Source organism: Staphylococcus sp. GDX8P80P, assembly GCF_017893095.1.
GTDB classification, from domain to species: Bacteria; Bacillota; Bacilli; order Staphylococcales; family Staphylococcaceae; genus Staphylococcus; species Staphylococcus borealis.
Genome location: NZ_JAESMI010000067.1, coordinates 1 through 12,949, shown reverse-complemented (window position 1 = coordinate 12,949; position 12,949 = coordinate 1). Strand labels below are relative to the sequence as shown.

Below are 12,949 nucleotides of genomic sequence, written 5' to 3'. Positions count from 1 at the left end.
CAAATGCGTCAGTGGCCTTTTTATTTTACATCTTCTTTGATGATATGATATACAAAGCTTTGATACGTGTAACCTTGTTTCGTATACATATCTTTGGCTGTATCTTCTCCATCAGCTACGAGTATAACTGGACGTTCGTTTGCTATGTTACCTATATGTGCTTGTAAAGTTGATCCAATACCCTGTCTTCGATAGTTTTCCATAACACCAAAACTATCAATTTCGATAGTTTCCTCAGTTTCAATCACATCAACAGTACCTACAGGTGCTTTGTCAACGTATGCTATTAGTCGGCATATGTTATCTTTTTTATGCTGAATTGTCCGTCTCGTGTCATTGACACTCTCAATCGCAAACGGTTTACCATAAGGCAAGGCAAATGAATAATAAATATTCAAATAATCTACCATATTGCTTTTATTTACTTCTTCAATCACAACATCTTTTCGACTAGGTAAGCGTGTTAATTCATTACCTTCTATAATATAGAATTCAAGTAAACCTAGTTGAAAACCTTCCTTTTCAATTGCATTTTTCCACACTTCTTCCAATCTTGCATTCTCTGGAAAAGTAAACGCTAAATGATTCGAATGCTGTTGCTCATGCAATTCATACTGTGTAGTCATATCTTTATGCCATTGTTCTATAGTTGGCATTTCTTTATACACCCACTTATTTGTATCATATTTCAAAGGTTGTGAAGGTGTTAAGTAAATCATTATTCGTTCATCTTCATGATATAGATGCCCCTCTTGAGCAATGTTTCGGATTGATATATTCGACATCACTACATCCACCTGCCTCGTTCATTTGTTAGACTTATTGTATCAAACTTTTGAAGCGTGAATGATTTAAAAGTGTTACGCCAATTAAACTTGCAATGATGGCTTTAATGATATCTCCTAGCATAAAAGTAAATGACAATAAGAAGGCTTTACTTACTGGAATATGTATAATGAAGCCCATAATAATTGTACCGACGATATCTAAAAATAAAACACCAATTACTAATGTAGTAACAAATAATACGGCAAAATTGATTTTATTAAAATATTGATCTCTTACAAAACCAATGCCAAACGCAACAACCGGATATAAGAATAAGAATCCTGCTGATGGTCCTGCAAATACGCCGATTCCTCCACGTCCACCTGAAAGAACTGGTAAACCTGCAGCAGCTAATAGTAAAAAGACTATGACACTGAGTGTCCCATATTTTTTACCTAATATCATACCTGCTAAAAATATACCAATATTTTGTAATACGATAGGTACTGGCATAATCGGAAGCGGAATGCCCGGAACCAATCCTAAAACACAAATAATCGCTGTCATTAAAGCTGTGTAAACTAAATTTCTTGTATTCATGTTGTATCCTCCTTCTACGGAGATGATTATACCACTAATGTAAACTTTATAAAATAAAAAGTTTACATTTATAAAGGAGAATCTACTTTTTTAGCTAACTTCGTAATATATTTAAAGAAGTCATCATGATTTACACTCGTAACAACTTGGACAGGACGACCTTTTTCTGTCACATATGTACGACCTTGACTTGGTCCTTGATGTTCAACATCAACATGCTTTGTTATTGATTGAACCAATTCAGGATTACCAACATAAGCAGTGGTTAGGACATCCCATAAAAAGTAAGTTGAATTAGTTATAAAATGCGTCAAAGGTGGGACTGCCGCATAACTAACGCCTAGAAAATCAACGCCTGAATAATGACGTTCGTTTGCCCACATTTGTCGAATATCTAATGTTAATGGCACTTGATTCGTGCTTTCTAAAGCCACCATATCTATAGCGATGTCACTGTCAAATACTACTTTTACTGCCTCCGGATCCCAAAATGCGTTCCATTCAGCTGTACCATCATGTTCTGGCTCTTCCACATTGCCTTTTTCAAGAAAAGTCCCTCCCATCCATACTAATTTATCAATATATTTCTGAATGCTTGGATCAATTTTAAGTGCTTTAGCCAAATCTGTTAATGGTCCCGTAAACAATAGTGTTATCTTTTCTGTTGACTCGCTCAATACGCGTATAATATCCTCATACGCTTCTAGGTTGCTCATGTCAGATTGTTGATTCGTCGTTTGTTCATTCAATATCGGCAATGCATCCATAAAGAATGCATGCATTCTCCACTCTTTCGGAAAAGGATTGGCACCACGTTCATATGATGGCGCAACTTGTAATGATGCATTAGAAAATCGATTAATAATTTTACATGAAGCACTAACAGACGGTTCTAAATAACAATCTGCTCCTATTGTACTTACACCAACTAAATCAATATCTTCCATTTGTAATAATAAAAATAAAGATATTAAATCATCTACACCACCATCGTGGTTAAAATATACTTTAGTCAAAGTGATTCCTCCCATTATTATGTAGATAGAAAATAAAGCGGGACAGAAATGATATTTTTCCAAAAATTTATTTTGCTGTTCCGCTCTCAACTTGCTTAGCTTGTAGCCTTTCTTAATGAAATGCTATTTGCTAGGCCCCACCGACAAGGTTGACTAAAATTAAAAGAAGCTTGTTGCAAGTGCACTGTTATGTTAGTCAACGACTGCCAATATATATTTATAGGGAGTGGGACAGAATTCTTTTTAAATTCGTTGTCCCACCCCCACAAGGGTGACTAGAACTGAGAAAAGCTTGAATTAAGCGCCTTCTCAGTTCAGTCAGCTACTGCGAATTTGCTAAATAGCTTCATTATATTATTTTTGTCCCGGACTCTCTTAAAATATCATAAAAAATTGATCGTCGTCTCTATTTTCTATTATTTACTAGCTTCAATTAATTTGTCTTTTAAATCTTTTCGCATAAAGTCAAGTGTATAAGGGTCATTATACCAATATGTTTCAGCCTTAACTTCAATCACGTTACCATTTTTAACTGCTGGCAAGTTTTTCCAGATGTTTGTTGTCTCATAACTTGGTTTAGATTTACCTTCTCCAGTTGAGACGATATAGTCACCAGCTACGTCTTCAATTTTTTCTTGACTGACTTCAGCCCAACCTTCTTTTTTAACTAAATCTTGTTGGCCTTTAGGCATATTCAAACCAAATGCTTGATATAATACTTCTCCACCACGACCCCAGTTGTCGCCGTAAGTGTAAACTTTCTTGTCAAATTCATCTAAGATAGAAACTGTTGCGTCTTTACCAATTGCATCTTTGATTTCTTTGCCATCTTTTTCAGTTTGTTTTTTCCATTTTTCTTCCCATTTTTTAACTTCGTCTTCTTTACCCATAATCTTACCTAACATTTCTTGTTGTTCAAGGTATTTATGTTTGCCATAATCAACTACAATTGTTGGTGCGATTTTTTCATATTTTTTGATATTTTTATCTGTAGAGTAAACAATAATTAAATCTGGTTTTTTCTTAGCCACTTTTTCGACGTCAGCTTCACCAATTTTTGTTGTATCTTTGAATTTCTCTTTTAAAATTGGGCTTTGGTCAACTTGATTGTTAACCGCAACAATATTCGCGCCTAATTTATGTAAGCCACCTGCAAACATAGGTGCAACGACAGCAATACGTTTAGGATCTTTAGGAATATCTATCGTCTTTCCACTATCTAATTTATATGATTTTGTTTCTTCTTTTGAATCAGATTTACCCGAACCACCATTATTACCACATGCAGCTAAAACCATGATTAGAACAAGTAATGGTAAAATTAATTTCTTCATAACATCCTCCTGTTGAAAACGATTATCAATTTCAACAAAATTATATCCTACAATGCGACGTTTTACAATAAAATTTTAAATTATTTATAAAATTAAAAAAGAGTGGAACACATTATTTTAAAATTGTTGTTCCACTCCCCCGCCGTAAAGCTCATCACTACTGAGAAAAGCTTGATTTAAGCTTCTTCTCTGTTCGATCAACTACTACGTCATACTATTATTTTTCCCGTTCTCTTGTACTTACCTTGTTTACGCTATTTAAAATAAATTACACACAGATTTAGCTATGTTAGTATAAGCGGCATCCTCCATAGGTGGATTGTGTAATCCAGCTCTCATATCACGGTAATAACGTTGCAATGGTCGTTCCATTTCAAGACTCTTCGCGCCAACGATTCTCATCGCTAAATCAACTACTTCTAACCCTTGATTCATTACTAGTACTTTACTCGCAGATGTTTCATTCCATAACTTAGGTTGATTTTCTGGATGATCATAGCCTTTAGCAGTACTCCATAAGAAATGACGAGCTGATAATAATAGCGACTCCATTTTACCAATATTTTGTTGTACAGTTGGCAAATGACTAATCGTACCTTCTATACTATTTGGACCATATGTTGTTGCGAAATTGATTGCATAATCTCGTGCCGCCTGAGCAATGCCTAAATAAGTGCTAGGAATGTGCAATATCCATCCATTCGGTTGCGGTTTTCGTTTTGACTCAACGAAAAAGTCATTCGGTACCCATACATCATTCAGTACTAAATCGTGACTTTCTGTTGCTCTCATACCTACCATATTCCAATTATCGGCAATTTCTAAGCCATCAGTGGCTCTAGGCACTAAGAAAAATCCTACTTCTTGCAAGTCATCGACATAAGCTGCGACAATATAGTGTGTCAACGCTTTGCTCATTGATGTGAACGTTTTAACACCATTTAATAGATAGCCATCTTCTTGCTTAACTGCATGCGTTGCAGGTCTGCCACCACGAGTAGGGCTTCCTGTATCCGCTTCACTTACTGCTCTATTGACTAAAGCACCCTTTTTAATTTCTTTAGCAAAACGATTCAGCATATCTTGATTCCACATTGATTGTTCATATATTTGTCCTATGACACTTAAATGCCAACCGATTGATAACGCCGTTGCACCATCAATTGCTCCTAAATACGTTTGTAACACCACCATATCTTCAATAGTCGCGCCTTCACCGCCATATTCTACGGGTAACGTAAGTATGCTATAACCTTCTTGCACTAGCCATTCAATATTCTCAAATGGGAATCTCGATTGTTTATCATTTTCTGCTGCTCTTTTTTTAAAAGTTTCTTCAATTGATTGAAACTTTTGTATCCATTTTCTTTGAATATCTGTGTTAATCAGAACTGAATTGATCAATTATATCACCTGTTCATTGTCATTGTTATTTAAACCTAGTTTATCACTCAACATTTTAAAATGAAAGTTAACCACGTTCGGATAGCAATATAAAAAGACTTAAGTCAGAGAGATTGAATATCTCAATGCTTAAGTCTTCTCATGAATAAACATGAATTACTTGATGTACTTTTCTAATTCAGCAATCAGTTTATTAATCTTGTCTCGTTGTTCATCTGTTACATAAACAATAACTATTCTTTCATCTTGTATGCTACGCTTTTTTGAAAGTAACTGTAAATCTTTTAACTTTTGTAATGCTTTAGTTAAGTAATAAGGTTTAAACTCTGAATACGTTGCAATTTCCTTCGAAGTTAATTCATTTGTTTTACTTCTTGCAATATAATTTAAAATATAAACCTCTTCATAATTTAAATTATATTTCTTTTTAGTGTCTTTGAAGAACTTTTTAACTTGAAATGTTGCGTTAACTAAATCATTGATGTCTTTAATTTGTCCCATATCCTAAACCACTCCTCTGATGTACGTCTTGTTGCTACAAGGTTCATGTCTACTATTTATTACTTACCAAACATTTCTTATGCTATAAAATTTATTTTATAACATTTAAGTATAATATTTCAATATTTTTATGAAATTAAAATGATATTATATATCAATAACACGTTCCATCAATTAAATTACACATAATCAATTTGTATTAATTGCTAGTTAATAGAATATAAAAAAGGAGTGCGACAGAACTCTTTTTGAATTCATTGTCCCACTCCTCACAAAGATGATTCGCGCTGAACACAGCTTCTTTAAATCGCTGTCTCAATTCAGTCAGCTACGATATATTTGCAATGTCGCTTCGTTATATTAATTTTTTATTTCGTTCTTTCAATATATTAAAGACTTAAACTAACTGAAAAAATGGTTAATAACTGTTGTTCTATCCCTTAATTCTCTAATACTACCATTTGATCGTTATTTAATTTTAGCGTTTACATAATCAACAAATGGTTGAATCTCTTTTGTTTTAATTTGTTTCATTGGTACTTTCCCAATGTTAAAAGTAAACACTAAATCTTTACCATCAAATTCAATTGCTTCTATTTCATTGTATGGTATATTTCTATAATAGAATTGTCCATTCATATCTACATTCATAATTAATCTTTCAGAGGTAGCAATAAACGCACCTTCAAACTCACTTTGTCCTTGAACGTTATACTCAATTATCCCTAGTACAGAAGGCCCTTTAGACTCTGTTGGGAACAAATCATCGGGATTCACATTATCTAAAATCATGCATTCATTCTCCTTACCTATTATGTTTATTAAATCAATCTCATTTCCTCTTGGAATTTATTGTAACATTTAACAAATATTTGATAGGTTTCATATGCTCGTGATTCAATAAATTTTACGTTTACAATGCGTTCATCTATCGAATTACGATATTTCTCTAAATACCCTTTATGATAAAGTTCATTAATAACTGCGTTTATACATATTAAGTATCGATAAGACATAGATTGAATCTCTTTTAATGAAATGACTTGCCGATTCGAAATGAACGCTCCTAATAAAATCAGTTCATCTAAACTCAGATTAAATTCTTTCGCTAACATTTGGACTTTATATCGTGCATCAAAAATAGTGATGACATATTTCAATGAATTGTAATGGGTACTTTCTAATATACATGCAAAGTTTTTCACTTTTACCATTTCATTAATTTCAGAAAACATCGTATTGAGTTTATCCTGACAGTTTGTTGATGGGAGAAATAATAAGCGTCTTTGATCATTATGATCACGCAATTTAATAATCCATCCCAAATGGTATAAGTGCTCTAAATGATGTCTTAGTTGTCTTTTTGAAATAGATTGATACGTGATTAATTCATCTATATAAATACCTTGCTGATGAACATGATAATAATTAATGACTTCATTTAATGTTTTTAATTGTTCAAACTTTAATTGGTAGCTGTACTTTAACACCTCACCTACCGCCTTCATAAAAACCAGATAAAACAATAATGTTTCTAACTTATGCTTATCCACCATACCTATCACCTCATGACACAATCTTTAGATTGGGCTATCGAAAGCATCTATGACAAATCGCTTAACCGTATAAAATGATTAAGATTACTTTGAACATAGCAATGATGTACCACTATTCCTACCCAACCTTTTCAAAGATAGACATTTACATGACTCTTTCAATAAAACAACATCATCTTTATATTTTGTGAATCAGTAGGTCGTACTTACGAATACGCAATCATAACAGTGATTGATGACTTCTGATAGGTTATTTTAACTGTAATGCGCTTTGGCTTCAGCAATTAATAACTGGGTTGTTTCATCAAACGGTATTTCTGATTGATTCAATGATTGGTATTGATGTGACTGATTTTTAGTTCGAATTTGACCAGGTGTGTTTCCATACCTTTTATTAAATAATGCGATAAAATGCGGAAGATGATTGAACCCATGCTTGAACGCAATATCTTGAATCAAATGATTACTGATTAAGATGTCTATTAAACATAATTTTAATCTGACATCATTTATATATTGCGTTATATTACGATAAGGTGTGTGATATTTGATAACTTTACTTAATTCTTTAGCTGACATATTGAGTGCGTTTGCCATGTCCTGACGACTAATCTTAGTACTGTGATGTTCAATAACATACTCGTGTACCTTATCAACTAAAGCATTTTCTAATTTGTAATGAACACGTTGTTTTCTTTGCAAATATCCTAATTCTACACATAAATGTTTAACAAGCTTATCTTTTATTTGTAATTTGTGCGGTTGTCTACTTTCAAATTCCAGTATATTTAAAATAAATGGTTCTATTTGTCTTCTTTCTATAGAAGAAAATTTATAGCCATTTGACATAATATAATCATCAGCAAACTTCAAATAATCTTTGAATGCTATTTCAATGTTTGCGACGATTGCACCATCTTCGCTTTCAATCGAGTAAATATCATTTAGCATCACAAATAATAAATCTCTTTCTTGCATCTGAAATCTCTCTAAATTTAAATTTACTCGTCCTGACCCTTTCAGCCAATAGATTAATTTAATATTCGATTCCTTTTGCTTACTTATCTTTATATCTTTTAAAAGTTTTACCGAAAAGTTATTAATCATACGTACGTCCTCTCACTTTATAATATATAAAGACATGACATAAACAGAAATAATAAATTATCCCCCATAACTCTAATAACTATTGCTGCATCATTAACGTTTCTCTAATTTTAACGCATTTAATCGAATGTCTATCTTCATATATAATTGTATGTTTTATTTCGGTATTATCAGTAGCAAACTTTTAACCAATTATATCATTTTATTATCTTATATAACGATTTTTATATCCGAAATGATTTTTATAATATCAAATATTATAAATGGCTTTAACACGCCTGCAAGAGAGTAATAATACAATTAAATTAAAAGATGATTCAGATACTTATTGTAAAAACAATACAAAAATAATGAATTCTATTAATTTTATATCAAATTTATTTTTGCTGTTACTTTACAAAAATGTTACAGAGAAATGAGTATCTTTTTCATATATTTTTTAAAACGTTGCTATAACAACGTTTTTTAATATTACAAAAAATTACTTATTGTATTTATATCAACACTATTTATTAGCAAAAAATTACAAAATGATAACAATGCACACAAAATGATTTTTTTCTGATAAAGTATTTCTTGTCGTTAAGAAACTTATTAAGAACTGGACTCAAGGGTCATCAAATGACTATTAAATATAAAATATTAATTTAATTCTCAGGAGGAAATTTTACAATGAAAAAAATCGCTACAGCTACAATCGCTACTGCAGGAGTTGCAACAATCGCTATCGCTGGACATGGTCATGAGGCACATGCAGCTGAACAAGGCTACAATCCAAATGATCCAACTTCATACAGCTACTCTTACACTATCGACCAACAAGGTAACTATCATTACACTTGGAAAGGTAACTGGAGCCCAAATCAAGTAAATCACTCTAGTCAATCAAATTATTCAAACTACAACTATTCATATAACTACAATAATTACAATAACTATAACTACAATTACTATGGCAATAACACACAATCATATAGTTCAAACACACAACAAACTGGTGGTTTAGGTGCAAGCTACTCAACTTCAGATCGTAACATTAAAGTAACTACAACTACTGCGCCATCATCACAATCAAATGGTGTGTCAATTTCAAGAGCTTCAAGTTCAGGTAGTAACTTATACACTGCTGGTCAATGTACATACTACGTATTTGATAGAGTAGGCGGTAAAATCGGTTCTACTTGGGGCAATGCTAATAACTGGGCAAGCGCTGCAGCTGCATCAGGTTACACTGTAAACAATTCACCATCAGCTGGTGCTATTTTACAAACTTCTCAAGGTGCTTACGGTCACGTAGCATATGTTGAAAGCGTTGGTAGTGACGGTTCAGTTACTGTATCAGAAATGAACTACGGTCACGGTGCTGGTGTTGTTACTTCACGTACTATCTCAGCTAGCCAAGCTGCTGCATACAACTACATTCACTAATTTTATGCATAACGAATAAACAAAGGTCAGTAAATGAATTTTAAGAAATTCATTTACTGACCTTTTTAATGTGCACAAGTTTAATAATATTGTGACCTGTTGGATATATCATTGAGCGTATTAAAAAAGATTGGAAAGTAACAATCCATACTTTCCAATCTTAATGTATGTCCAACAAATTCATTCTTTCTTGCATTGTTATATCTTTTACTATAATGGTGCTAATAATAAATTCGTTTGTCATCGTTCATGGATCCAATTCTCGCTACAAAAATATCTATGTATTGTTTTAACATACTTGAGTATATCCTTTTAACAAATGATTAAACATATTTTTACGAATTTTTTACATAACTTTTGTTGTTTAATTTACGAATACCAAGTCCTGAAAATCCATAAACAATAGCTAGAATTGCACATAAGTAACACGGCACTGTCCAAATAAAGAATTGATCTACGGATACGCCCAATTGTTGTGTGTAATAAATTCCTGAAGTTCCCCAAGGAATTAACGGCAATACCATCGTACTAGAATCTTCTAAAGTTCTTGATAAATTAGTTTTATCCAAATCCATATCGACAAACATATCTTTCATTAATACACCAACCATGATAATGACTATAGATGCTACACCAGCAGCAAAAACTAACATTAAACAACATATCACTGTTATTAAAATTAACGTACCCACTGATGTTACACCTTTAGATACTGTATTTAACATGACATCTAAACATCCTGATGTCTCTACAATACCTGCGAAAGCATAACCACAGAAAATTGTAACAAGTATTTCTGTCATACTCATCATGCCACCTTGTTCTAATAACGACGTCGCATTGTTAGAGAGATTGGTATGACCAGTCATTACAGGTGTAAAACCGTTAAACATAGCTTTAAATCCATCAACCATATTAAAGTGATGATTTAATGTACCTACAATAACAGCACTCAGACTAGATGCTAACATAGAAGGTACTGTGGATACTCGACACACTAAGCAAATAATGATAACTAACAAAGGTATCCACACCCATATATTAATATTATATATACCATCAAGTTCATTTAATAATTGATGTATTTGCTTTGTATTAACTGCACCTTTTGAATTTAATCCTGCAAAGAACCATACGATCAACCCTATTATTGATGCCGGTATGGTCGTCCACATCATTGCCCTAATGTGAGAAAAGATATTCACCTTAGTGACTAAGGCAGCCAAGTTGGTAGTATCTGATAATGGTGACATTTTATCACCAAAAACTGCACCTGCAATAATAGCACCTGCTGCCATACCTAAGTCGATATTCAGCTGATGTGCAATAGATATCAAAGCAATACCCGCAGTAGACGCAGAGCCCCATGCTGTCCCTGTGGCTAAACTACAAATTGCTGAAATGATAAATGCAGAAACTAAAAAATAATGCGGATTTAAAAATTTCAAACCGTAATAAATTAAAGCTGGTACAGTTCCAGAATACATCCAACTCCCAACGATAATGCCTACAGCTAAGATAATAAATATTGCAGGCATTGCCGTTGTTAGCCTTCGAGTAATACCCTCTTCCAAATCTTCCCACTTTAATCCTACACGCCAAGCAATTAAAGCAGCATAGGCAGAAGATATAAGTAATAGCACTTGAATTGGAATATTAAATTTTATAAATCCGATTGTTACGACAAGAACCATAACGACGATTGTAGATATTGCTTCCCAGAACGATGGCTGTCTTTTCATACACATTCCTCGTTTCTATTAGATTAATGACCTCTTTTCATAGCTAGATATTTATTTGAATGATTACTTAAATATGCATGTATACATCGTTTATTCAACTTTTCATTATTCTAAGCCGAGTTTTTCTAAACCAAGTTCTTCAACTTTAAGACCTTCTTCGAAAAAGTCACGTTCTAAAATTGTAGACGCAATCATGATAACCGCATCGATATTTGGTGTCTCCACATCGATTGCTCGTCCTAGACTTGACCATAGCACTAAGCCATATGCGATATCTTCTGTTAAGTAACGATTTTGAACTGAATGAGGTCCAGGAATTTGAGAGAAAACAGGACTCGTATTAAAGAGTCGATTTAATGGTTCATCTTCGTCTTTACGCTCTAGATATCCTCTTTGTATACGTGCCTCTTTCGCTGTTAAAAGTTCAAACCCTAATTTACGACCTAACGTTAAACGTTCTAATTCAATCGCATGTAATAATCTGACAGTGTGTTTCGTGATTCCTTCCTTATACAATGCAAATGAATCTGCATAATCGATTCGACCTACATTTAATAATGTTGGCCCAGGATGTACTTCTGGATTTCCATTTTCTAAATTTGTCTTCCATAAGTTTTCTTCTTTAACAAGGTATGGATAAACTTGACTCACTTTTTCAAAGCTGTCACTAAGTTCTTTCTTGTTATAAGTAGAGAAGAACACCTTACGTACATTGAGTGATAAATCTACACGTGCTGCTTCAAAGTCAACACGCGTACCGTACGTTAGCGTATTAGCTTCAGCAAACTTAGGCTGAACCTCGATATGTCTATCCTCAAGTACATTAATAAAACGGATTGAAGCCATCGCTGCTGCAATATTAAAGAAGATCAATTGATCATTCGTCACGTGCTCAGCCATTATTTCCGCATAGTATTCAATATAAGATGAAGGAATAATCACTTGAACAAGTTCAGCGTCTTTCAAGACATATTCAATGTCATCACTGATTTCAGTAAACGGTACAAATGATTCGGTACCTTCATTGTTAAAATCAAAGCCACCCTTTTCTAATGCATGATTAAACTTTTTAATAGATGAATTTCGACAGTATAATTTCACATCATGGCCTTGATTCACCATATCTACTGCCGCTGTTACTGCACCATTACCTGATCCTACTACTGCTATTTTCATAATTATAACTTCCTTTCAAACTATCTTATTGTCTCTCATTTTGATTAAAAATAAAGGGAGCAGGTTAGAAATCTACATCGCTTCACTAGATTTCTATATAACCTTGAAAAGACAGCCCAAAATAACTGTCTGTTTCCAAGTCCCGCTCCCGGGCAAAGTTGGCTAGAATAAAAATAAACTAAAGCCATAATCATTTTTATTCAGTCAGCTACTGCCAAATCATTAATATGAATCATTACTAAAAAAATTAGTACTTAATTTTATACAACGCTAAACTATATCCTATTTTTTAAAAATTAGATAAAGTCCGTATAATT

The 12,949-nt window shown here is 33.1% G+C and carries 12 protein-coding genes; 1 reads left to right on the top strand and 11 read right to left on the bottom strand.

What is annotated here, in order from left to right; translation table 11 throughout:
- Positions 1–20 precede the first annotated feature (20 nt).
- The 9 genes from KA858_RS06525 to KA858_RS06485 form a co-directional block, all read right to left on the bottom strand.
- A complete protein-coding gene (locus KA858_RS06525; protein WP_210135287.1) occupies positions 21–785 on the bottom strand; it encodes a GNAT family N-acetyltransferase in 765 nt (254 codons plus the stop codon).
- Positions 786–819: 34 nt separating this feature from the next.
- Positions 820–1,368 carry a biotin transporter BioY gene (locus KA858_RS06520; protein WP_210135286.1) on the bottom strand — a complete coding sequence of 183 codons (549 nt, stop codon included), beginning with the start codon at positions 1,366–1,368 and terminating at the stop codon, positions 820–822.
- Positions 1,369–1,436: 68 nt separating this feature from the next.
- Complete coding sequence (locus KA858_RS06515; protein WP_245342049.1) at positions 1,437–2,384, bottom strand: nucleoside hydrolase; 948 nt, start codon at positions 2,382–2,384, stop codon at positions 1,437–1,439.
- Positions 2,385–2,800: 416 nt separating this feature from the next.
- Entirely contained in the window at positions 2,801–3,718 is a 918-nt protein-coding gene (locus tag KA858_RS06510; protein WP_210135285.1) for an ABC transporter substrate-binding protein, read from the bottom strand.
- Positions 3,719–3,976: 258 nt separating this feature from the next.
- The gene (locus KA858_RS06505) at positions 3,977–5,119 is read right to left on the bottom strand and encodes an acyl-CoA dehydrogenase family protein (protein ID WP_210135304.1); all 1,143 of its coding nucleotides are present in this window, start codon (positions 5,117–5,119) and stop codon (positions 3,977–3,979) included.
- 159 nt (positions 5,120–5,278) lie between these two features.
- Positions 5,279–5,623, bottom strand: coding sequence for a transcriptional regulator, SarA/Rot family (locus tag KA858_RS06500; RefSeq protein WP_210135284.1), 345 nt, complete (start codon positions 5,621–5,623; stop codon positions 5,279–5,281).
- A gap of 468 nt (positions 5,624–6,091) precedes the next feature.
- A complete protein-coding gene (locus KA858_RS06495; protein WP_107628962.1) occupies positions 6,092–6,415 on the bottom strand; it encodes a PH domain-containing protein in 324 nt (107 codons plus the stop codon).
- A gap of 29 nt (positions 6,416–6,444) precedes the next feature.
- Positions 6,445–7,179 carry a transcriptional regulator, SarA/Rot family gene (locus tag KA858_RS06490; protein WP_245342047.1) on the bottom strand — a complete coding sequence of 245 codons (735 nt, stop codon included), beginning with the start codon at positions 7,177–7,179 and terminating at the stop codon, positions 6,445–6,447.
- Positions 7,180–7,434: 255 nt separating this feature from the next.
- The gene (locus KA858_RS06485; RefSeq protein WP_245342046.1) at positions 7,435–8,157 is read right to left on the bottom strand and encodes a helix-turn-helix transcriptional regulator; all 723 of its coding nucleotides are present in this window, start codon (positions 8,155–8,157) and stop codon (positions 7,435–7,437) included.
- An 801-nt stretch (positions 8,158–8,958) separates the two neighbouring features.
- Between KA858_RS06485 and KA858_RS06480 the strand changes: the two genes are divergently transcribed.
- Positions 8,959–9,714, top strand: coding sequence for a CHAP domain-containing protein (locus KA858_RS06480; protein ID WP_210135282.1), 756 nt, complete (start codon positions 8,959–8,961; stop codon positions 9,712–9,714).
- Positions 9,715–10,049: 335 nt separating this feature from the next.
- Here KA858_RS06480 and nhaC read toward each other — a convergent pair whose 3' ends face one another.
- Entirely contained in the window at positions 10,050–11,456 is a 1,407-nt protein-coding gene (nhaC, locus tag KA858_RS06475) for a Na+/H+ antiporter NhaC (RefSeq protein ID WP_210135281.1), read from the bottom strand.
- Positions 11,457–11,561: 105 nt separating this feature from the next.
- Positions 11,562–12,632 (bottom strand): NAD/NADP-dependent octopine/nopaline dehydrogenase family protein, encoded by a 1,071-nt coding sequence (locus KA858_RS06470; RefSeq protein WP_210135280.1) that lies wholly within the window; start codon positions 12,630–12,632, stop codon positions 11,562–11,564.
- Positions 12,633–12,949: the final 317 nt, after the last annotated feature.

Bases quoted from the DNA above. Each gene is read 5' to 3' on its own strand.
- KA858_RS06525 (WP_210135287.1), bottom strand. From the start codon at position 785: ATGTCGAATATATCAATCCGAAACATTGCTCAAGAGGGGCATCTATAT.
- KA858_RS06520 (WP_210135286.1), bottom strand. From the start codon at position 1,368: ATGAATACAAGAAATTTAGTTTACACAGCTTTAATGACAGCGATTATT.
- KA858_RS06510 (WP_210135285.1), bottom strand. From the start codon at position 3,718: ATGAAGAAATTAATTTTACCATTACTTGTTCTAATCATGGTTTTAGCT.
- KA858_RS06500 (WP_210135284.1), bottom strand. From the start codon at position 5,623: ATGGGACAAATTAAAGACATCAATGATTTAGTTAACGCAACATTTCAA.
- KA858_RS06495 (WP_107628962.1), bottom strand. From the start codon at position 6,415: ATGATTTTAGATAATGTGAATCCCGATGATTTGTTCCCAACAGAGTCT.
- KA858_RS06490 (WP_245342047.1), bottom strand. From the start codon at position 7,179: ATGGTGGATAAGCATAAGTTAGAAACATTATTGTTTTATCTGGTTTTT.
- KA858_RS06485 (WP_245342046.1), bottom strand. From the start codon at position 8,157: ATGCAAGAAAGAGATTTATTATTTGTGATGCTAAATGATATTTACTCG.
- KA858_RS06480 (WP_210135282.1), top strand. From the start codon at position 8,959: ATGAAAAAAATCGCTACAGCTACAATCGCTACTGCAGGAGTTGCAACA.
- nhaC (WP_210135281.1), bottom strand. From the start codon at position 11,456: ATGAAAAGACAGCCATCGTTCTGGGAAGCAATATCTACAATCGTCGTT.
- KA858_RS06470 (WP_210135280.1), bottom strand. From the start codon at position 12,632: ATGAAAATAGCAGTAGTAGGATCAGGTAATGGTGCAGTAACAGCGGCA.